This window comes from Nonomuraea sp. NPDC004186, assembly GCF_053603495.1.
Window position 1 is genome coordinate 12,058 of sequence record NZ_JBSGFQ010000028.1, and the last position, 21,106, is coordinate 33,163.

General features: G+C 71.1%; 18 protein-coding genes. 11 read left to right on the forward strand and 7 right to left on the reverse strand.

The features are described from left to right. Nucleotides 1-67: 67 nt before the first annotated feature. From ACWEPL_RS22990 to ACWEPL_RS23020, 7 genes are all read left to right on the forward strand, one after another. Nucleotides 68-1,348: a sugar ABC transporter substrate-binding protein gene (locus ACWEPL_RS22990; protein ID WP_363964268.1), complete on the forward strand. Its 1,281-nt coding sequence runs from the start codon at nt 68-70 to the stop codon at nt 1,346-1,348. 2 nt (nt 1,349-1,350) lie between these two features. Further along, complete coding sequence (locus tag ACWEPL_RS22995) at nt 1,351-2,931, forward strand: ABC transporter permease subunit (protein ID WP_350726856.1); 1,581 nt, start codon at nt 1,351-1,353, stop codon at nt 2,929-2,931. Then, a complete protein-coding gene (locus tag ACWEPL_RS23000; RefSeq protein ID WP_319714304.1) occupies nt 2,928-3,767 on the forward strand; it encodes a sugar ABC transporter permease in 840 nt (279 codons plus the stop codon). Before ACWEPL_RS22995 ends, ACWEPL_RS23000 begins: the two co-directional genes overlap by 4 nt. Beyond that, the gene (locus ACWEPL_RS23005; RefSeq protein WP_452437406.1) at nt 3,768-5,552 is read left to right on the forward strand and encodes a glycoside hydrolase family 13 protein; all 1,785 of its coding nucleotides are present in this window, start codon (nt 3,768-3,770) and stop codon (nt 5,550-5,552) included. 57 nt (nt 5,553-5,609) lie between these two features. Continuing rightward, a complete protein-coding gene (locus tag ACWEPL_RS23010; RefSeq protein WP_452437407.1) occupies nt 5,610-6,866 on the forward strand; it encodes a right-handed parallel beta-helix repeat-containing protein in 1,257 nt (418 codons plus the stop codon). Nucleotides 6,867-7,074: 208 nt separating this feature from the next. Further along, the gene (locus ACWEPL_RS23015) at nt 7,075-7,686 is read left to right on the forward strand and encodes a TetR family transcriptional regulator (RefSeq protein WP_363964276.1); all 612 of its coding nucleotides are present in this window, start codon (nt 7,075-7,077) and stop codon (nt 7,684-7,686) included. 9 nt (nt 7,687-7,695) lie between these two features. Next, nucleotides 7,696-7,998 carry a hypothetical protein gene (locus ACWEPL_RS23020; protein WP_355192318.1) on the forward strand — a complete coding sequence of 101 codons (303 nt, stop codon included), beginning with the start codon at nt 7,696-7,698 and terminating at the stop codon, nt 7,996-7,998. 4 nt (nt 7,999-8,002) lie between these two features. Here the strand turns inward: ACWEPL_RS23020 and ACWEPL_RS23025 are convergent, their stop codons facing one another. From ACWEPL_RS23025 to ACWEPL_RS23035, 3 genes are all read right to left on the reverse strand, one after another. Beyond that, nucleotides 8,003-8,704 carry an SDR family oxidoreductase gene (locus ACWEPL_RS23025; protein WP_452437408.1) on the reverse strand — a complete coding sequence of 234 codons (702 nt, stop codon included), beginning with the start codon at nt 8,702-8,704 and terminating at the stop codon, nt 8,003-8,005. Between the two features lie 22 nt (nt 8,705-8,726). After that, a complete protein-coding gene (locus ACWEPL_RS23030; protein WP_452437409.1) occupies nt 8,727-9,884 on the reverse strand; it encodes a thiolase family protein in 1,158 nt (385 codons plus the stop codon). Nucleotides 9,885-9,960: 76 nt separating this feature from the next. Next, nucleotides 9,961-10,524 carry a TetR/AcrR family transcriptional regulator gene (locus ACWEPL_RS23035; RefSeq protein ID WP_350726865.1) on the reverse strand — a complete coding sequence of 188 codons (564 nt, stop codon included), beginning with the start codon at nt 10,522-10,524 and terminating at the stop codon, nt 9,961-9,963. A 54-nt stretch (nt 10,525-10,578) separates the two neighbouring features. Between ACWEPL_RS23035 and ACWEPL_RS23040 the strand changes: the two genes are divergently transcribed. Both ACWEPL_RS23040 and ACWEPL_RS23045 read left to right on the forward strand, forming a co-directional pair. Beyond that, nucleotides 10,579-13,677, forward strand: a complete 3,099-nt coding sequence (locus ACWEPL_RS23040) for a bifunctional cytochrome P450/NADPH--P450 reductase (RefSeq protein WP_452437410.1) — start codon at nt 10,579-10,581, stop codon at nt 13,675-13,677. A 498-nt stretch (nt 13,678-14,175) separates the two neighbouring features. Then, nucleotides 14,176-14,805: an ACT domain-containing protein gene (locus ACWEPL_RS23045; RefSeq protein WP_350726867.1), complete on the forward strand. Its 630-nt coding sequence runs from the start codon at nt 14,176-14,178 to the stop codon at nt 14,803-14,805. Here ACWEPL_RS23045 and ACWEPL_RS23050 read toward each other — a convergent pair. Beyond that, on the reverse strand, nt 14,802-15,158 hold the full coding sequence (locus ACWEPL_RS23050; RefSeq protein WP_363964283.1) for an ArsR/SmtB family transcription factor: 357 nt from the start codon (nt 15,156-15,158) through the stop codon (nt 14,802-14,804). The genes ACWEPL_RS23045 and ACWEPL_RS23050 overlap by 4 nt on opposite strands. 49 nt (nt 15,159-15,207) lie before the next feature. Between ACWEPL_RS23050 and ACWEPL_RS23055 the strand changes: the two genes are divergently transcribed. Next, nucleotides 15,208-16,269 (forward strand): cation diffusion facilitator family transporter, encoded by a 1,062-nt coding sequence (locus ACWEPL_RS23055; protein WP_452437411.1) that lies wholly within the window; start codon nt 15,208-15,210, stop codon nt 16,267-16,269. 108 nt (nt 16,270-16,377) lie between these two features. Continuing rightward, on the forward strand, nt 16,378-17,589 hold the full coding sequence (locus ACWEPL_RS23060) for an MFS transporter (protein ID WP_363964287.1): 1,212 nt from the start codon (nt 16,378-16,380) through the stop codon (nt 17,587-17,589). On the opposite strand, the gene ACWEPL_RS23065 is transcribed toward ACWEPL_RS23060, so the two are convergent. From ACWEPL_RS23065 to ACWEPL_RS23075, 3 genes are read right to left on the reverse strand one after another with little or no spacing between them, the layout of a single operon-like run. Then, nucleotides 17,573-18,445 (reverse strand): carbohydrate kinase family protein, encoded by an 873-nt coding sequence (locus ACWEPL_RS23065; protein WP_452437412.1) that lies wholly within the window; start codon nt 18,443-18,445, stop codon nt 17,573-17,575. The two genes, ACWEPL_RS23060 and ACWEPL_RS23065, sit on opposite strands and share 17 nt — an antisense overlap. Beyond that, nucleotides 18,442-19,467: a LacI family DNA-binding transcriptional regulator gene (locus tag ACWEPL_RS23070; RefSeq protein WP_363964291.1), complete on the reverse strand. Its 1,026-nt coding sequence runs from the start codon at nt 19,465-19,467 to the stop codon at nt 18,442-18,444. The genes ACWEPL_RS23065 and ACWEPL_RS23070 overlap by 4 nt, the downstream gene beginning before the upstream one ends. A 5-nt stretch (nt 19,468-19,472) precedes the next feature. Then, the gene (locus tag ACWEPL_RS23075) at nt 19,473-20,933 is read right to left on the reverse strand and encodes a glycoside hydrolase family 13 protein (protein WP_452437413.1); all 1,461 of its coding nucleotides are present in this window, start codon (nt 20,931-20,933) and stop codon (nt 19,473-19,475) included. Between the last annotated feature and the right edge of the window lie 173 nt (nt 20,934-21,106).

Here is a 21,106-nt window from a genome sequence, read left to right on the forward strand (position 1 = left end):
ACGTTAGAGCTTTCTTCCGGCGGCGCTCGCGTGGCACCGCCGTTCCTGCGTGACCTCAGGAGGTCCCATGCGCATGCGGGCTCTGGGTGTGGCCGCTCTCGCGACCCTCGCTTTCGCCGCCACGGCGTGCGGCGAATCCCAGCCGGCTTCCCCGTCGGCGTCCCCGGCGGCACCCGGTGCGTCCGCCTCCGCCCCGGCGGCCAAGAGCGGCGGCACGCTCGTGATCTGGGCCGACCCCAGCCGCGTCAAGCCGCTCAAGCCGTTCGCCGACCAGTTCGGCACCGAGAACGGCGTGACCGTCGAGGTGAAGGAGATCAGCAAGGACAACCAGACGACCTTCCTCACCGCCTCCCAGCAGGGCAGCGGCCCCGACATCATGATCGGCGCGCACGACTGGATCGGCAACCTCGTGCAGAACGGCGCCATCGACCCCGTCACCCTGACCGACGAGCAGAAGGCCGCCTTCTCTGCCAAGGCGATGCAGGCCGTGACGTTCAACGGGCAGGTCTACGGCGCCCCGTACGCGGTGGAGAACATCGCCCTGATCCGCAACACCAAGCTCGCCCCCGACGCGCCCGCCTCGATCGAGGACATGATCGCCAAGGGCAAGGAGCTCAAGGCGGCCGGCAAGGTCAAGGAGGTGCTCTGCATCCCCGTCGGCCAGAAGGGCGACGCCTTCCACGTCTACCCGATCTTCGCCTCCGCGGGCGGCGCGCTGTTCGGCGCCACCTCCACCGGCGACCCCGACCCCAAGCAGGTGCTGGTCGGCTCGCCCGACTCGGTCAAGGCGTTCGGCAAGCTCAAGGACCTGGGCGAGAAGGGTGACGGCGCGCTGCGCACGTCGATCACGAACGAGAACTACATCGTGAACTTCGCCGGCGGCAAGTGCGCCTACCTGATCTCCGGCCCGTGGGCGATGAGCGAGGTCAAGAAGGGCGGCATCACGTACGACATCACGGCCGTCCCGTCGTTCAAGGGCGGCAAGCCCGCCACCCCGTTCGTCGGCGTGCAGACGTTCTTCGTGGCCTCCAAGGGCAAGAACAAGGCCCTGGCCCAGGAGTTCGTCGCCAACTACGTGACCAACAAGGACGTCGCGAAGGCGCTCTACGAGGCCGACCCGCGGCCCCCGGCGCTGACCGCCGCCCTCCAGGAGGTCCAGGCGAGCGACCCGGACGCCGTCAAGTTCATGGAGGCGGGCAAGGACGGCCTGCCGATGCCGGCCATCCCCGAGATGGCGGCCATCTGGGAGCCGTTCGGCATCGCCGAGAACGCCGTCGTCAAGGGCGGCGACGCGGCCAAGGCCGCTGCGGCCGCGCAGAAGGCCATCGACGGCTCGCTCAAGCACTGATCATGACCCTCGACGTGCGCGAGGCCCCAAGAAAAGGCGGGGAGCCCAAGGCGGCTCCACGGCCCCGCCGGGAGATCACCACGGCGTTCGTGGTGAGCAGGATCGCGGTGCTGGCCGTGGCCGCCGCGATCCTGCTCTACGCCGCGCCGCCGCTGGTCGCCGCCGAATCATGGGTCTCGCTGGGGCTGCTGGGCGCCGTCAGCGCGGCCATCGCCTACCTCTACCTGACCCGCCGCTTCATCCCGGCCAAGTATCTGGTCCCCGGCACCGTCTTCCTGATCGCGTTCCAGGTGTTCCCCGTGGCCTACACGGTCACCACCGCGTTCACGAACTTCGGCGACGGGCACCGCGGCGACAAGGCCGCCGCCGTCACCGCCATCGAGACCGGCTCGGTGCGCCAGACCCCCGGCTCGCCCGAGTACGCCATGACGGCCGCCCTGCGCGGTGACGAGCTGGTGTTCCTGCTGGTCGACCCCAAGACCAAGCAGGTGCGGCTGGGCGACGCCAAGGGGCTGTCGCCGCTGGCGGGCGCCCAGGTCGGGGTCACCGGCAAGGTGCTGGCGGCCCCAGGGCTGACCGTGCTCAAGACGCCCGAGGCCGCAGCCCGCGGGCAGGAGATCTCCGCGCTGGCCGTGCCGACCGGCGACGGCGTGATCAAGGCGAACGGGCTCAGCCGGGCCGTCGAGGGCAAGGCGGCGCTCGTGTACGACGCCGGCTGCGACTGCGTGCGCGGCAACGGCGACACCTGGACGGCCGACGAGAGCCAGGGCTTCTTCGTCAACGCCAAGGGCGAGCACCTGGCGCAGGGCTGGCAGGTCGGCGTCGGCCTCGACAACTTCGCTCGGGTGCTGACAAATCCGACTATTTCGGGATATTTCGCGGGGGTGTTCGGCTGGAACCTGGTCTTCGCGCTGGCCTCCGTGCTCGGCACGTTCGCGCTCGGCATGTCGGTCGCGCTGGCGCTGCACCACCCGCGGATGCGCGGCACCCGCTTCTACCGGATCGCGCTGATCCTGCCGTACGCGATGCCCGCCTTCGCCATGCTGCTGGTCTGGCGTGACATGTTCAACCGCGACTTCGGCCTGATCAACCAGCTTCTCGGCGCCAACGTCGACTGGCTGGGCGAGACCGGGACCGCCCGGTTCGGGGTGATCCTGGTCAACCTCTGGCTCGGCTTCCCGTACATGTTCCTCGTCACCACCGGCGCGCTGCAGGCCATCCCGCGCGAGCTGACCGAGGCGGCGGCCATCGACGGGGCCACGCCGTGGAAGGCGTTCCGGCGGGTGACGCTGCCGCTGCTGCTGGTGGCGCTCACGCCGCTGCTGATCTCGTCGTTCGCCTACAACTTCAACAACTTCAACGCGATCGCGCTCACCACCGAGGGCGGGCCGTTCCCGGCCGACAACCCGCAGGTGGGCGGCACGGACCTGCTGATCACCTACACCTTCAGGCTGGCGTTCGGGGCGGGCGGGGCGCAGTTCGGCTTCGCCGCGGCGGTCTCGGTGTTCATCTTCACGATCGTGGCCGTCATCTCGGCCGTGGCGTTCCGCCGTACCCGCAAGCAGGAGGAGGTCTACGCGTGAAGCTCGCCCTCAGGCACGTCTTCGTGCTGATCGTGTGCGCGTTCGCGCTCTTCCCGATCCTGTTCGTGGTCTCGGCCGCGATCAACCCCATGGGCACGCTGGCCTCCACCGACCTGCTGCCGACCGGGGCCAGCCTGGCCAACTTCGCCCACCTGCTGACCTCCGACAGCTACCCGTTCGGCCGGTGGTTCTTCAACTCGGTGTTCATCGCGCTGGTGGCGTCGTTCGCGAGCCTGCTGCTGTCGATGCTCGCCGCGTACGCCTTCAGCCGCATGCGCTTCGCGGGCCGCCGGGTCGGGCTGCTGGCGCTGCTGCTCATCCAGATGTTCCCGCAGTTCCTGGCCATCGTGACGATCTTCATGATCTTCACCAGGGTGACCGAGCTGTATCCGGCCTTCGGGTTCAACACCGTGTGGGGGCTGATGCTGCTCTACCTCGGCGGCGCGCTCGGCGTGAACACCTGGCTGATGAAGGGCTTCCTCGACACCGTGCCGAAGGAGCTGGACGAGGCCGCCACCGTGGACGGGGCCACGCACGCGCAGATCTTCTGGCGGGTCATCATGCCGCTGGTCACGCCGATCCTCGCGGTCACGGCGCTGCTGGCGTTCATCGGCACGATGAGCGAGTTCCTCATGGCGAACGTGTTCCTGCGCGACCCCGAGAGCAAGACCCTCGCCGTCGGCATGTACGGGATGATCGCCGGCGACCACCGCAACGCGAACTTCGGCATGTTCGCCGCGGCGACGCTGCTTACCGCGATTCCGACGGTGAGTGTGTTCCTCTGGTTGCAGAAGTACATCGTCTCCGGGCTCACCGCCGGGGCTGTCAAGGGATAGGTGCATTTGCGCTTCATCGGGGAGCCGCATCACGACGGCTCAGCTCTGTACGTCTCCGAGCAGGAGCCCGCACTCGGCTCGCGGGTGACGCTGTGGCTGCGGGCGCCGCTGGCCGCCGGGATCACGGGCGTGCACGTGCGTACCGTGCACGACGGCGAGCCGCGCTACGCCGAGGCGGCGCCGGACCCGTCGCGGCGGGAGGCCGGCGGGTACGGCGGCACGGACGTCTGGTGGCGGGCCGAGATCACCGCGGTCAACCCGGTGACCCCGTACCGGTTCCTGCTCGCCACGCGGGGCGGCCAGGCGTGGCTGACCGCGGCCGGGCTCGTCACCCACGACGTGACCGACGCGGGCGACTTCCGCCTCGTGTGCCATCAGCCGCCGCCCTCCTGGATGTCGGACGCGATCGTCTACCAGATCTTCCCCGACCGCTTCGACCGCTCCCGGCCCATGCGCGACCTGCCCGACTGGGCGCTGCCGCGCGACTGGGACCACGACCCGGTCATCCCCGCCGGCCCCGGCACCGCGGGGCAGTTCTACGGCGGCGACCTCGACGGCGTCGCCCAGCGGCTCGACCACGTCCAGAGCCTCGGCGTGAACACCGTCTACCTGACGCCGATCTTCCCCGCCCGCTCCAACCACCGCTACAACGCCTCCACGTTCGAGCACGTCGATCCTCTGCTCGGCGGCGACGAGGCGCTGCACCGCCTGTCCGGCGCCCTGCACGCCCGCGGCATGCGGCTGCTCGGCGACATCACCACCAACCACTGCGGCGACACCCACGAATGGTTCACCGCGGCCGTCTCCGACGTGAACGCGGTCGAGCGCGAGATGTTCTACTTCGACCCCGACTCCGGCGACTACGAGTCCTGGTGGGGCGTCAAGACGCTGCCCAAGCTCAACTGGGGCAGCGAGCTCGTCCGCGCCCGCATGCGGGCCGTGCTGAAGAAGTGGCTCGGGCCGCTGGACGGCTGGCGCGTGGACGTGGCCAACATGACCGGCAGGCGGGCCGCCGACGACCACAACCACGAGGTCGCCGCCATGCTGCGGGCCGAGCTGGGCCCCGAGGCCGCGTTCATCGCCGAGCACAACCACGACGCCTCCTCCGACCTCGACCGCGACGGCTGGCACGGCACCATGAACTACGGCGGCTTCACCCGCCCCGTCTGGACCTGGCTGCGCGGGCCCGAACTGGACCTCGACCACTTCCTCGGCGTGCCGGGCGGCGTCCCGGCGCGCGACGGGACGGCCGCGCTGGCCACGTTCCGGTCGTTCGCGTCCCACATGTCGTGGCGCTCGCTCGTCCACTCCTGGCAGCTGCTCGACTCGCACGACTCGCCCCGCATCCGCACCGTCACCGGCTCGCGCGAGCGCCACCTGCTCGCGCTCGGCCTGCAGGCCACGCTGCCGGGCACGCCGATGGTGTTCGCGGGCAGCGAGTTCGGCCTGACCGGGGTGAACGGCGAGCACTCCCGTACCCCGATGCCCTGGAACCGGCCCGCGGACCAGGACCTCCCGACGCTGGCGGCCTACCGGGAGCTGTTCGGGCTGCGCCGCGCCGAGCCCGCGCTGCGCCACGGCGGCCTGCGCTGGCTGCACGCCGACGCCGACTGCCTGGTCTTCGCGCGGGAGACGTACGAGGAGTCGATCCTGGTGTGCGTGCGGCGGGCGCCCGGCGCGCCGCTGCGCCTCGGCGTCCACGCGCACGGCCTCTACAACGCCGAGGACGGGGACGTGCTTCCGGGCGACGGACCTTCGGTGCGTCTCTGGCGTCTCGCGCGCTGATCACGCTACCTTGGGCTACCCCCCCCATCCGCTCCAACTCGATAGTGGTGTGCTCGAATGAGGTTGCTGCCCGTAGCCGTCATGGCGGCTGTCCTGCCTGCTTTCTCGCCTGCGGCCTCGGCCCACGCGCTGGCGGGCACCACGTACTACGTGGACTCGAAGTCGGGTAACGACGACGCGGCGGGCACCAGCGCCACCGCGCCGTGGAAGTCCCTTGACAAGGTCAACTCCGCCGACCTCAAGCCGGGCGACGCGGTCAGCTTCAAGCGCGGCAGCTCCTTCACCGGCCCGCTCAAGCTGGAGGCCAACGGCACCGCGGCCAGGCCCATCGTCATCCAGGCGTACGGCACCGGCCCGCTGGCCAGGATCAGCGGCATGGACGACGACTGCGTCGTGCTCAGCGGCGACCACTGGCGCGTCGGCGGCCTGCGGGCCTCCCGCTGCCGCTGGGCCGGCTTCGAGGTCGCCGGCGACAGCAACGAGCTGGCCGGCGTGCAGGCCGACGGCAACATCGCGGGCGTCTACGTCACCCCGTCCGGCTCGCGCAACGTCATCCGCGACAGCGTCCTGACCGACAACAACCGGATGAGCGTCAACGACGAGGGCGGCGACAACGACTCCGGCGCCTTCGGCGTGCTGCTCAACGGCGACGACAACCTCGTGACCGGCAACACCATCACCGGCAGCTACGCCAAGAGCGCCGACTACGGCACCGACGGGGCCGCCGTCGAGATCTTCGACGGCGACCGCAACCGCGTCACCCACAACATCTCCAGGAACAACGAGACGTTCACCGAGCTCGGCGCCCAGAAGGGCAAGACCGCCACCGGCAACGTGTTCGCCTTCAACGTCGTGACCTCCTCCCGCAGCCGCGGCTCGTTCCTCATCACCCGCGGCCCGCGCCACATCGTCGGGCCCGTGAAGGGCACGATCGCCGTCCAGAACTCGGTCTACCTGCCGGCCCGGGACACCATCGGCTGGTCCTGCCACGACGGCTGCGCCCCGTCGATCCTGAAGCTGCGCAACAACGTGATCGTGGTGGGCGGCGAGGCCGGCTGGGAGGACGGCAAGGGGGCCGACGAGGGCGGCAGCGTCTACCAGGGCCGGGTGAACAAGTTCAAGCTGGGGCCGAAGTCGATCGTGGCCGACCCGAAGTTCGTCTCCCGTACCGACCTGCGGCTGCGGCCCGGCTCGCCGGCGCTCGGCCGCGGCCTGACCCTCAACCCCGCGTGGTACGGCGGCAAGGCGCTCGGCAAGGACATGGTCGGCAGGCCCCTGGCCGGCGCGCCCGACGCAGGCGCCTACCAGCGCTGACGCGCCCCTCCTGGCCCTTCCCGCATCGGCGTCGCCCCCTGCGCCGGTGCGGGGACTCCTGGGCCACGTGGCACCGCCATACCCATGGACGCCGGGGGCGCGGTCTGCCGCGCTCCCCATTCCCCCCAAAGGACCGCAACCCCGGACAGTGGGAAAGGCTCCTCCGCCTGGCGAGTGTAAAGATGCAGTGAGTGTAAGCTTGCATGCCATGGAGGAGTCCCGGCGCGAGCGCAAGAAGCGGCAGACCAGGCAGTTGCTCGTCGGCACGGCGCTCAGGCTGTTCGCCGAGCAGGGATACGAGCAGACGACCGTCGCGCAGATCGCCGCCGCGGCCGACGTCGCCACCAAGACGTTCTTCAACTACTTCCCGACCAAGGAAGACGTGCTGTTCGCCGAGGTCCTGGAGTACATGGAGCAGATGGCCGGCGTGGTCGCCGAGCGCGAGCCGTCGGACCGCGTCGCCGACGTGCTGCTCAAGACCTACGACCGGGTCATCGCCCACTACCTGACCAAGGGCCCGCTGGCGGGCGACCGCGAGCTGACGAAGGTCTACGACCACCTGGTCGCGACCGTGCCCTCCATCCAGGCCAAGGCCCTGCACATGATGTTCGGGGTGCAGCGCGAGGTGGCCCGGCACCTGCTGGAGGCCTTCCCCGACGAGCTCGACCCGATCAGCGCCGCGGCGGTGGCGGGGGCGTTCGTGGGCGCGGTCCAGGGGGCGGGCGGCGCCGCCCGCGAGGCCGGCCAGTCCGATGAGGAGATCGTGGCCTCGATGGCCCGCGCCGCCGAGATCGCCATCGGCGGGCTGCGCCCGTTCTAGAGTGGACGGGTGCTTCCAGATCTTCGCCAGCCGCTGGTGCGGCAGCTCGCCGAGTCCGACGTCCCCCGGCGCTACTGGCACCTGGGCGACGAGGACGGGCGGGCCTGGCTGTTCGAGAGCGTCGAGGGCGACGGCCTCGAACAGTGGGCGATCAGGCAGGTGCTGGTGAGCGCCGACCGGACCGCCCGCCGCTACTGGTGGCGCCACCTGCAGGACGAGTACGGCTTCCTCACCGACCAGCCGCTGGAGGTCTGGGAGCTGGCCGAGATCACGGAGCAGGCGTTCGAGGCCGTCTGGGAGGCGAGCGACTGAGGCGTCAGCTGCCGGCGGCCAGCACCGGGTAGAGGTGCTCCAGCTCGCCCGAGAGCCCGGCCTTCGACTGCCGGCTGATGGCGTCGGCCAGCACCTCGTAGGCCCCGGTCTCCAGGGCGTCGAGGGCCTGCGCGACGACCTCCTCGGGGGTGATCTTGGGTCCGGTGACGTGGGCGGCCATGTCGGTGTCGATGTAGCCCGCGTGCACCCCAAGGACGTGGGTGCCCTGCTCCTTCAGCTCCAGCCGCAGGGCGTTGGTCAGGGACCACGCCGCCGCCTTCGACGCGGCGTACCCGCTCGCCTGGGGAAACGTGATGAACGACAGCACCGACAGGACGTTCACCAGCGCCCCGCCGCCGTTGCGGGCCAGGACGGGGGCGAAGGCGCGGCTCATGGACAGCGTGCCGAAGTAGTTGGTGTCCATCTCGGCGCGCGCCGAGTCCAGGTCCGAGCTGCCGGAACGCGAGATGCCGGCGTTGTTGACGAGCAGGTCCACGTCGCCGCAGCGCTCGGCCGCGGCCGCGACGGCGGCCGGGTCGGTGACGTCGAGCTCGATCGGGGTGAGGTTCGTGCCGGTGATCGTGGCGGGGTTCCTGGCGGCCGCGTAGACCGTGCGGGCTCCCCGGTCCAGGAGGGCCTGGGCGAAGGCGGCGCCCAGGCCGCGGTTGGCGCCGGTGACGAGTGCGACGCTGCCGGAGATCTTCATGACGACTGCTCCAAAGGTGTTGTCAGGGACGTTCGAGGATGAGGGCGTTGGCGAGGCCGCCCGCCTCGCACATGGTCTGCAGCGCGTAGCGGGCGCCGCGCTCGGCCATGGCGTGGACCAGGGTCGTGGCGATGCGGGCGCCGCTGGCGCCCAGCGGGTGGCCGAGGGCGATGGCGCCGCCCTTGACGTTGACCTTGGCCGGGTCGGCGCCGGTCTCCTGGAGCCAGGCCAGCACGACGCTCGCGAACGCCTCGTTGACCTCGAACAGGTCGATGTCGGCGAGGCTCAGCCCCGCGCGGCGCAGGACCTTCTCGGTGGCCGGGATGACGCCGGTGAGCATGAGGATCGGGTCCGAGCCGACGACGGCGAAGCTGTGCATGCGGGCCAGGGGCCGCAGGCCCAGGCGGGCCGCCGTCTCCGAGGTGGTGACCAGTACGGCCGCCGCCCCGTCGTTGATCGGGCTGCTGTTGCCCGCGGTCACCGACCAGTCGATCTGCGGGAACCGCTCGGCGTAACCGGGATCGGTGAAGGCGGGCCTGAGCCCGGCCAGGATCTCCGGCGTCGTGCTCGGGCGTACCGACTCGTCCCGGTCGAGGCCGCCGACGGGCGCGAGCTCGCCGGCGAAGGAGGAGGCGGCGGCCTTGCGGTGCGAGCCGGCGGAGAACTCGTCGAGCTGCTCGCGGCTGAGCGACCACTTGGCCGCGATCAGCTCCGCGCTGATGCCCTGCGGCACCAGGCCGCCGGGGAAGCGCGCGGCCAGCGCCGGGCCGAACGGGTCGGCGCCCGCGGGCACGTTCGACCACATCGGCACCCGGCTCATCGACTCCACGCCGCACGCCACCACCAGGTCGTACGCGCCGGACATGACCCCTTGGGCGGCGAAATGCACCGCCTGCTGTGACGAACCGCACTGCCGGTCCACCGTGACCGCGGGCACCGACTCCGGGAGGCCGGCCGCCAGCCAGGCGTTGCGGGTGGTGTTCATGGCCTGCTCGCCCACCTGGTCGACGCAGCCGCCGATCACGTCGTCCACCAGGGACGGGTCCACCCCGCTGCGCTCGATCAGGGTGCGCAGCGTGTGCGCGAGCAGGTCCACCGGGTGGATCGCGGACAGGCCGCCGCCCGGTTTGCCCTTGCCGATCGGAGTACGTACGGCTTGCACGATGACGGCATCACGCACAGCGCCCTCCTCATCAGTTGGAAAACTGAACCCACTCTAAACCCGGTGGGTTTGATTTTCCAACGGACCCCCTTGATCAGGAGGTGGAGCGCGCGAGGCCGTCGATGATCAGCTGGATGGCCGCGTCGAAGGTGCGGCCGATCTCCTCGGGATCGTCCGACATGTGTCCCTCGGTCTCGGCCAGGATGAAACCCGAGACGAACGCGTGCAGGATGTCGCTCGTCCGCCGCAGCTCCGACTCCGGCACCCCCGCCAGCCGCAGGATGCGGTAGAGCGTCTGCCAGACGGGCAGCCGCCGGTCGGCGACGAGCCTCGGATGGGTGTGGACATATCTCCATATGGCGGGGTGTTCTTTCGCGTGCCGGTGATAGTCCAGCGCCAGCGCCATGAGCTGCTCCTCCCACGGGGCGCCGTCGTCCGGCGGGACGTGCATGCGCTCGGCCGTCGTGGCGCAGACCAGCGCCAGCAGCGCGTCCTTGCTCTCCACGTGGTGGTAGAGCGACATCGGGTTGACGTTCAGCTCGGCCGCCAGCTTGCGCATGGACAGCCCGTCCACCCCGCTCTCGTCCATCAGGCGCACCGCCGTGGTGCCGATCTCGTCGAGGGTCAGGGGTGCGCCCCTGCGTGCGCTCACTGCCATACACCGTATGGTAGCGTCAGCCATACGGTGTATGGCTACTCGAAGGGAGCAATCATGGCGGAGATCCCCGCCCCGCAGGGCCTGCCCATCCTCGGCAACACGCTGCAGATTCCCTCTCACTCGCCGATGGAGCACTTCGCCCAGGTCGCCACCCGTTACGACGAGGGCATCTACCGGCTGGAGATCGTCGGCCGCACGGTCGTGGTGGTGTACGACCCCGACCTGGTCGCCGAGGTGTGCGACGAGAGCCGGTTCGTCAAGCGGATCAAGCCGCCGCTGACGATCGTGCGCGACTTCGCCGGTGACGGGCTGTTCACGGCCGACCCGGACGAGCCGGTGTGGGGGCACGCGCACCGCATCCTGATGCCGGCCTTCAGCCAGCGGGCCATGAAGGCCTACTACGGGCAGATGCTCGAGATCGCCGAGCAGCTCGTCGAGTCGTGGGCCGCCCGCCAGGGGGAGGACCTGCCCGTCGCCGACGACATGACCAGGCTGACCCTGGACACGATCTCGCTCACCGGGTTCGGCTACCGGTTCAACTCCTTCGACTCTCCCGAGCTGCACCCGTTCCTGCAGGCCATGGGCGGCGCGCTCACCGAGGCCATGCTGCGCAACCAGCAGCTGCCGTTCGTCACCAAGCTCAAGCGCGGGCGCGAGGAGGCGTACCGGCGCGACATCGCCACCATGCAGTCGCTGGTGGACGACGTGATCACGCAGCGCCGCGCCGAGGGCGTCACCGGCTCCAAGGACCTGCTCGGCCTCATGCTGGAGGCGTCCGACCCGCAGAGCGGCGCCCGCCTGTCCGACGAGAACATCCGCAACCAGGTCCTCACCTTCCTCATCGCCGGCCACGAGACCACCAGCGGCCTGCTCTCCTTCGCCCTCTACAACCTGCTGCGTGAGCCGCACACCCTGGCCCGCGCCTATGAGGAGGTGGACCGGCTGCTGCCGGGCGACGAGCCGCCCACGTACGAGACGATCATGAAGCTCGACGTCATCGCGCGCGTCCTGGAGGAGACCCTGCGGCACTGGTCGCCGATCCCGGGGTTCAGCGTCAGCGCGGTCGAGGACACCACGATCGGCGGCTACCCCATCGCCAGGGACCAGGGCGTCATCGTGCTGCTGCCGGTGCTGCACCGCAGCCCCAAGGCGTGGGAGCGGCCGGACGAGTTCGACATCGACCGCTGGCTGCCGGAGAACAAGCAGAGCCATCACCCCGGGGCGTACAAGCCGTTCGGCAACGGCGAGCGGGCCTGCATCGGCCGCCAGTTCGCGCTGACCGAGGCCAGGCTGGCGCTGGCGATGATCCTGCGGCGGTTCGCGATCTCCGACCCGAGCGTCTACCGCATGAAGATCAAGCAGACCCTCACCCTCAAGCCCGACGGGTTCACGCTCAGGGTCCGCGAGCGGCGGGCGCACGAGCGGACCGTCGTCGTGGCCCAGGAGGTCGAGGAGAGCGCGCAGCAGGAGATCGCCGTCACCGGCGTGCCTCTCACCGTCGCCTACGGCTCCAACCTCGGCACCAGCTCCGACATCGCCGAACGCCTGGCCGAGCGGGCCGGCCGCGCGGGCTTCGCCACGACGCTGACCTCCCTCGACGACATGACGCCGCCGAGCGAGGGCCTGCTGATCGTGGTCGCCTCCTCCTACAACGGCAAGGCCCCCGACAACGCCCAGCGCTTCGACGCGCTGGAGGCGCTGCCCGATCTGTCCGGGGTCCGGCTGGCCGTGCTGGGCTGCGGGAACACGCAGTGGCCCACGTACCAGGAGTTCCCGAAGCGCGCGTACGAGAAGCTGACGGCCGCCGGAGCGGTGCCGCTGATCGAGCGCGGCGAGGCCGACGCGGACGGCGACTTCGACGGCGACGTGACCGCCTGGACGGCCGGGCTGTGGGCGGCGCTGGCCGAGGAGTACTCGGCCTCCACCGAGAGCGCCGGGCCGCGTTACGAGATGGAGGTGCTCAGCGAGGCCGAGGTCAGGCCCTCGGTCGTCTCCTCGCGCGCGTTCCCGCTGACCGTCGTCTCCAACGAGGAGCTGACCTCCGACCCGACCGGCCTCTGGGACTTCTCGACCGAGGCGCCGCGTCCCGGCGTGCGCTCCATCGTGGCCCGGCTGCCCGAAGGAGTCACCTACTCGGCGGGCGACCACGTGGCCGTCTTCGCCAAGAACGACCCCGAGCTGGTGGAGTGGGCGCTGCGCTGCCTGCGCGTCCCCCGCGACCAGGTGGTACGGCTGCGCGCCGCCGGATCCACCCACCTGCCCGTGGACACGGCGGTCACGGCGGGTCTGCTGCTGACCGAGTTCGCCGAGCTGCAGGAGGTGGCCACCAGGTCGGACCTGGAGGCGCTGGCCGCGCACACCGCCTGCCCCTGGACCAGCGGTCAGCTCGCCGAGCTGACCGCGAACTACGCCGACGAGATCCTCGCCAAGCGCGTCTCCCCGCTCACCCTGCTCGACCGCTTCCCCGCGATCGAGCTGCCGCTGCCGGTGTTCCTGGAGATGGCCGGGCCGATCAAGCCGCGCTACTACTCCGTCTCCTCCTCGCCGCTGGCCGACCCCTCGCTCGTACGCCTCACCGTCGGCCTCGTCGAGGGCCCGGCCTGGTCCGGCTCGGGCACCTACCAGGGGATGTGCTCGGCCTACCTCGCCGCCCTCAAGGAGGGCGAGGTGTTCTACGGCTACATCCGCGTGCCCGCGCCGCCGTTCCGGCTGCCGGACGACCCGGCCACGCCGGTGATCCTCATCGGCCCCGGCACCGGCTTCGCGCCGCTGCGGGGCTTCATCGAGGAGCGCCTGCTGGCCGGGGCTCCCGGCCGCGCCGCCGTCTTCACCGGCTCCCGCCATCCCCGGCACGACGAGCTGTACGCGGACGACCTGGCCCGCTGGGGCGTGCCCGCGCACGCCGCGTACTCCGCCGTGCCCGGCCATCCGTACCGGTTCGTCCAGGACGCCGTCGCGGCGCACGCCGAGGAGGTGTGGGAGCTGCTCTCCCAGGGGGCGTACGTGTACGTCTGCGGTGACGGGCTGCGGATGGCTCCCGCGGTGCGGCAGACGCTGCTGGACATCTACCGGTCACGGACGGGGGAGGACGGGGCGGGGTGGCTGGCCGAGCTGGAGTCCTCCGGCCGCTACCAACAGGACGTCTTCGCCTGAACCCCGCCCCCGCCCGCCCCGCCGCCCCTGCCCGCTCCGCGCTCCGGCGGTTCCGCCACCGCCCGCTCCGCGCTCCCGGCCGGTCGGCCCGCCCCGGCGAGCGCGCTGCGGCGCCACGTCCACCGTGCGGAGATCACGGCGGCTGGTCACGGCGGGTGGCCTCCGCCGCGCCGCGTCGGCGGGACGTGGCGCGGTGGGGCTCGGTGCTCTTGTACGGCGGGTGGCGAGGGCGTATTCAAGGGGGTGAGATCGCGTGTCGTGGGGTTGTGATGGATGGCCGGTGCAGGGCGTGAGACCTCGGTCCGGTGGGCGGTTCGGGGTGGTTGGAGGGGCGGGGGAGGGGCGTACCATGACCTGCGGAAACCTGCGACAGCCCTTTATCGACATTCCGGACTTAACGCTGCATGCTGGGATATAACCGCAGCATGCGCGACATATCCGTGGAACATGCTCGAAACTTTTCCACGGCACTGTGAGAGCCTCTGAAAGGGGGCGGCAATGCTGCTGCGACTGAGGGTGTCGCTGCCGGACCGGCCGGGCGGCCTTGGCCAGGTCGCCAAGTCTCTTGGAGCGCTGGGCGCGGACATCCTGCAGGTCACCGTGCTCGAACGCGAGGCCGGACGGGCCGTGGACGATTTCACTGTTTCCTGGCCTGGGCCGGTGACCGCCTCAGAGGCTCGCGATCGATTGTCGGCCATGCCGGGCGTACGGGTGGAGGGCGTCTGGGCGACCAAGGAGGTGCCGGGCTCGGCGCTGGACTATGACCTTCTCATGCACGTCGTGTCCCAGCCCGCCCGGGGATTCGCCGCGCTGGTGGACGCGCTGCCGGGGCTGTGCGGCGCGGAGTGGTCGGTGGCCCTGGCCGACGGTGCCGTACGGCACGCCTCGCTGGCCGCCCCCGAGAAGTTCGAGCTGAACCTGCCGGAACCCCCGCCGCGGGCCGCCACCCTGGACGCCAATGAACTGCGCCTGATGCTGCTGCCGGTGGTGGCGCAGGGGTTGCACCTGGTGGTCGCCAGGGCGGACGGGCCGGTGTTCCACCGCGCCGAGCTGGAGCGCGCCGCCCGCATCGTGGACGTGGTCGCCAAGCTGGCCGCCCGCGCCCGGCCCGGGGCGGCAACCGGCTAGGCGTGGCGGGGCAGGCCGGACACCTCGTGGCCGGCGTGGAACAGGGCCTCCGCTATGAGAGCCCGTACGTGGGAGTCGCGTGCGCTGTACAGCACGCGACGCCCGTCCCTGCGGGTGTCCACCAGTCCCGCCAGCCGGAGCTTGGCGAGGTGCTGCGACACGGACGGGCGGGGCACGCCGATGGCCTCGGCAAGCGAGTTCACATCCTTCTCGCCCGATGACAGCAACCACATCAGCCTCAGCCGGGTGCCGTCGCTGAGCATGCGGAAGGCGTCCACCGCCGCGTTCACCTGAGCGGGAGTGGGTTGCTCTTGCGACTGGTCGGCACCTGAGACGTTTTCGCGTGCGTACATGACTACATATCCTGGTCAAAAGGGTCGAATTGCGCAAGCGAGGAATGCCATGACTGACCACAGAGGCCATACGCCACACGGACATGGACACGGGCATCTCGGAGAGAGCCGCGGGTGGGTCGCCCGGGTAGGGCACGCTGTCGCGGCGCACAATCCGCTCAGCGCCCACACCCACGACAGCGCCGACAAGACCGATGCCGCCCTGGAGACCAGCAGCCGCGGCATGCGCGTGCTGGCCGTCTCGTTCGCCGTCCTGATGGTCACCGCCGCCGTTCAGGCGGTGATCGTCGTGGCCTCCGGGTCGGTGGCGCTGCTCGGCGACACCCTGCACAACGTGGCCGACGCGCTCACCGCCGTCCCGCTGGCGATCGCGTTCTCGCTCGGCCGCCGCGCCGCCAACCGGCGCTTCACCTACGGGTACGGCAGGGCCGAGGACCTCGCGGGCATCGTCATCGTCCTGCTGATCGCCGCCTCGGCGGCCCTGGCCGGATACGAGGCCGTCACCCGGCTGCTGAACCCCCAGGACCTCCGGGCCGTCGGATGGGTGGCCGGGGCGGCGGTGGTCGGGTTCGCGGGGAACGAGTGGGTGGCCCGCTACCGGATCAGGGTGGGCCGGGAGATCGGCTCGGCCGCCCTGGTGGCCGACGGGCTGCACGCCAGGACCGACGGCTTCACCTCGCTGGCCGTCCTCCTGGGCGCGGGCGGCGCCGCGCTCGGCTTCCCCCTGGCGGACCCGATCGTGGGCCTGCTGATCACGTTCGCCATCTGCTTCGTGCTGCGGGACGCCGCCCGCGAGATCTACCACCGGCTCATGGACGCCGTGGACCCCGCCCTCGTGGACCGCGCCGAGAGCATCCTGGGCGCGGTGGACGGGGTGCACCGCGTCGGCTCCGTACGCCTGCGCTGGATCGGCCACGCCCTGCACGCCGAGGTGGAGATCCTGGTAGATCATGACATGTCGGTGGTGGACGCCCACGCGGTGGCGGTGGAGGCCGAGCACCGGCTCATCCACGAACTCCCGCGCCTGAGAGCCGCCACCGTCCACACCGACCCGCACGGCCCCGCGGGCGCCGACCACCACGCCAGCCTGTCCACCCACCGGCCGGGCTGAGCCCGCCGCCGCGCGTCGGGCGACGGGCCCCGGCCACGGAACCCTCCCTTGACCGCACGCCGACCGTGAGGAACGCTGAAGCGGGAGACGATGCCGGGGGCATTACGCGTGAGGCGTCCATTCATCACCTTGCTGTCCGCCAACGCTCTGTCCGTCACCGGAAACGTGCTCTCCATGCTCGCCGTCCCCTGGTTCGTCCTGGAGACCACGGGAAGCGCCGGGCTCACGGGGCTGGCCGCCTTCGCCACCACGTTCCCCATCGTCATCTCCGCCGCGTTCGGCGCCACGCTGGTGGACTGGCTGGGGTTCCGCGGGGCGAGCGTGGTGTCCGACCTGGTGAGCGGGGTGGTCGTCCTCGCCGTTCCGGCGCTGTTCCTGACGACCGGGCTGTCCTATCCGCTCCTGCTGCTCCTGCTGTTCGTACGGTGGCTGGCCGCCACGCCGGGGGAGACCGCGCGCAAGGCCATGCTGCCCGATCTGTCGGCCCTCGGCCGCGTCCGCATCGAGCACGCGACGGCGGCGTACGACGGCGCCAGCCGCGGCGCGACCATGGTGGGCGCCCCGCTCGCCGGCATCCTGATCCTCTGGGCGGGACCGAGCACGCTCCTCATCGTCGACGGCGTCACCTTCCTCCTGTCGGCGGCGCTCATCGCCGGCGGAGTCCCGCGCATCGAGAACGGCGAACGCGAATCCGGCGGCTACATCCGCGACCTGCGCGACGGCCTGGCCTTCCTCTGGCGCGACCGCCTGCAGATGAGCGCCACCAGCATGATCGTGGTCGTCAACATGCTCGACACGGGCGTGACCCAGGTGCTGCTGGCCCTGTACGCCCGCGACGTGGCAGGCGACCCCCGCGCGTTCGGCCTGCTCACCGGCGCGCTCGGGGCGGGCGCCGTGGCGGGGACCATCGTGTACGGGGCCGCCGGCGAACGATTACCCATGAGGCTGACCTACGGAGTGTGCTTCCTCATCGCCGGCGTCCCGCGCGTACTGGTCCTGGCGCTCGGAGCGCCGTTCCCCGTGGCGCTCGCCACGGCCGCGCTGTCCGGGTTCGCGGCCGGCGCGATCAACCCGATCCTCGGCATCCTGCAGTTCGGCCGCATCCCCGCCCCCATGAGAGCGCGGGCGCTCGGCACCATGACGGCCGCCGCGTACGCGGCCATGCCGGCCGGCGGGCTGCTGGCCGGCTCCCTCACCGAGCTGACCAGCTTGCGGACCACGCTCTACGCGTTCACCAGCCTCTACCTGATCACGTCCATCCCGCCGTTCGTCTGCCGGGCCTGGCGGGAGCTGGATCAGTCGTCTACCGCGAAAACGTAGCCAGCAGCGCGGACTCCGTGATCGGGGACTCGTGCGTGCCGGCGACCGTGCACGCGTGCGCCCCGGCTGCCGCGCCCAGCCGTACGCACTCCTCCAGCGACCGGCCGCGCAAGGTGCCGTACAGGAAGCCGGAGACGAACGCGTCGCCCGCGCCGTTGCTGTCGGCCACCGGCCCGGGCAGCGGCGCGGCCGGGAAGGCGCGCACGCCGGAGTCGCGCGTCAGGACGAGGCAGCCGTCGGCCCCGCGCGTGCAGACGACGGTGTGGGCGCGGCCGCGCCCGAGGATGTCGCGCATCGTGGCGGCCGGGTCGGCCAGCGCGGTGGCCGACAGGAACACCAGGTCGGACCGGTAGGCGAAGTCCTTGTGGTAGTCGTTGGCGCCGTCCCAGTCGTGCAGGTCGGTGGAGATCGGCGTGCCGTCGAGGTCGGGGTAGACGTGGCGGCAGAAGTCCATGATCGACAGGTGGACGTGCCGGGCGCGCGTGTTCGCGTACAGCTCGCGCGGCAGCCGCTCGTCCGGCGTGGCCTTCGGGTCGTGGAGCGAGGTGCGGCGGCCGTCCGGATCCACGAGCAGGACGCTGCGCCGGGTGCCCGCCGCGGCGGGCCCGAAGGAGCAGTCGACCTCGCGCAGCGCCTGACGGACCAGGGCGCCCTGCGGGTCGTCGCCGATCAGGTCGGCGAAGGCGACGGCGAGCCCGAGCGCGTGGCAGCCCAGCGCCACGCCCGCGCCGGTGTTGCCGATCCGGTCGACGACGGGGGGCACGTGGTAGGTGTCCCGGTACGGCAGCGGCAGCTCCGGCACGTACACCGTCGAATCGACCCCGGCACCGCCGAGAACCAAGATGTCGTGGGTCACCGGTTGACCAGCGGGCCGGAGCCGGTGGAGCCGCGGACGACGAGCTCCGGCTGGAAGATCAGCTCGACGTGCTTGGCGGGGGCGCCGTTCACCTCTTCGAGCAGCGTCTGCACGGCCGCCGACGCCATCGCGCCGATCGGCTTGCGTACGGTGGTCAGCGGCGGGTCGGTGAACGCGATCAGCGGCGAGTCGTCGAACCCCACCACGGACACCTCTCCCGGCACCGACAGCCCCCGCTCCCGGCAGGCGCGGATCGCGCCCAGCGCCATCAGGTCGCTCGCGCACACGATGCCGGTGCAGCCGCGGGTCAGCAGCTGCGCGGCGGCCGCCTGCCCGCCCTCGACGGAGAACAGCGAGTGGGCGATCAGCTCGTCGACGTCGGTCGCGCCGAGCAGCTGCGCCATGGCCTGCTTGTAGCCCTCGATCTTCCTGATCACCGGCACGAACCTGCGCGGCCCCAGCGCGATCCCGATCCGCTCGTGGCCGAGGTCGACCAGGTGCTGCACGGACAGCCGGGCGGCCATGCGGTCGTCGGGCGAGATGAAGGGCGCGTCGATGTGCTCGCTGTAGCCGTCGACCAGCACGATCGGCAGCCCGCGGTCGGTCAGGCGGGTGTAGCGGTCCATGCGGGCGGTGCTGTCGGCATGGAGCCCGGAGATGAACACGATGCCGCTCACCCCGCGGTCGACCAGCAGCTCGGTGAACTCGTCCTCCGGCGCGCCGCCGGGCAGCTGGGTGCACAGGACCGGCGTGTAGCCGTGCTGGGTCAGCGCCTTCTCGATGGCCTGCGCGAACGCGGGGAAGATCGGGTTGTCCAGCTCCGGCGTCACCAGGCCGACCAGCCCGTTGCTGCGCTGGCGCAGCCGCGGCGGGCGCTCGTAGCCCATGAGGTCGAGCGCGGTCATCACCGCCTGGCGGGTGGCGGCCGAGACGCCGGGTTTGCCGTTGAGCACCCTGCTGACCGTGGCCTCACTCACCCCGGCCTGGGCGGCGATGTCGGCTAGGCGAGCGTGACCGTTCATGCCACTCACTTTACTTTCCACCAGGCCGCCGAATCCCCTGCTCCAGGGACATCCGACGCGATCAGGAGCTCCCCGTCGATCCCGAAGTCCACCGGCGTCGCGGTGAGGTTGACGGCACAGACGTACGGCCCCCTGGAGAACACGAGCGTGCCCTCGGGCGACTCGTGCCAGACGAGGTCCCCGCTGAGCCCGCGCCGCAGCCCCAGCGCCTCCCGGTACAGCTCCAGCGTCGAGCCGGGCGTCCCTTCCTGCGCCTCCACGCTCAGCTCGGCCCACTCGGACGGGATCGGCAGCCACGGGTCCTGCCAGCCGGACTCGCGCGTCCACGGCAGCGGGACGCGGCAGCCGTCCCGGCCGCTGTCGGGGTCGCGCAGCCGCTGCGGGTCCTGGCACACCTCCTCCGGCAGGTCGAGCACCTCGGGCAGGCCCAGCTCCTCGCCCTGGTAGACGTAGACCGAGCCGGGCAGCGCGAGCGTCAGCAGCGCGGCCGCGCGGGCCCTGGCCAGGCCGCCGTAGCGGGTGACGTGCCGCTTGACGTCGTGGTTCGACAGCACCCAGGTGGTCGGGGCGCCCACGGAGCCGGCCGTGGCGAGCGAGGAGTCGATCACCGCCCTGAGCTCGGCGGCGTCCCACGGGGTGAACAGGTAGTGGAAGTTGAACGCCTGGTGCAGCTCGTCCGGGCGGACGTACATCGCCAGCCGCTCGGCCGTCGGCGCCCACGCCTCGGCCACGCCGATGCGCTCGCCGGGATAGGAGTCGAGCACGCGCCGCCACGCGCGGTGGATGTCGTGCACGCCGTCGTTGTCGAAGTACGGCACCGGCTCCTTGCCGATCAGCGTGGTCTGGTTCGGGTGGCCGATGTCGGGCAGGTCGCGCGGCTTGACCATGCCGTGCGCCACGTCCACGCGGAAGCCGTCCACGCCCAGGTCGAGCCAGAACCGCAGGATCGACTCGAACTCGCCGCGCACCTCGTCGTTGTCCCAGTTGAGGTCCGGCTGCGCGGGGTCGAACAGGTGCAGGTACCACTGCCCGTCCTCGACCCGCGTCCACGCCGGGCCGCCGAAGATCGACTCCCAGTCGTTCGGCCGGTCGCGGAAGATGTAACGATCGCGGTGCTCGCCGCGCAACGCCTCCTGGAACCAGGGGTGGGCCGAGGAGGTGTGGTTGGGGACGATGTCCACGATCACCCGCAGGCCGAGGTCGTGCGCCTCGTCGATGAGCGCCTTGGCGTCCGCGAGCGATCCGAACAGCGGGTCGACGTCCCGGTAGTCCGCGACGTCGTACCCGAAGTCGGCCATGGGGGAGGTGTAGAAGGGCGTCAGCCAGATGGCGTCGACGCCGAGCCCGGCCAGGTAGGGCAGGCGATCGCGAACGCCGATCAGGTCACCCACGCCGTCGCCGTCTCCGTCGGCGAAGCTACGCACGTACACCTGGTAAATCGCGGCGTCTCGCCACCATGCGGTCATAGTCTCCCCCTGACGGTCTCGACTATGAAATCCCTTGCCGCAAGTTTACGCAAGCCCTTACATACCCCTCCAATCCGGAAATTTCGGCGTAAGAACCCACAAAGCCCTCGACCGAAACGCCTGCGCAGGAGATTCTTTATGTCAAGGGTGGACATCTAGCGTTAAGGCGCGAT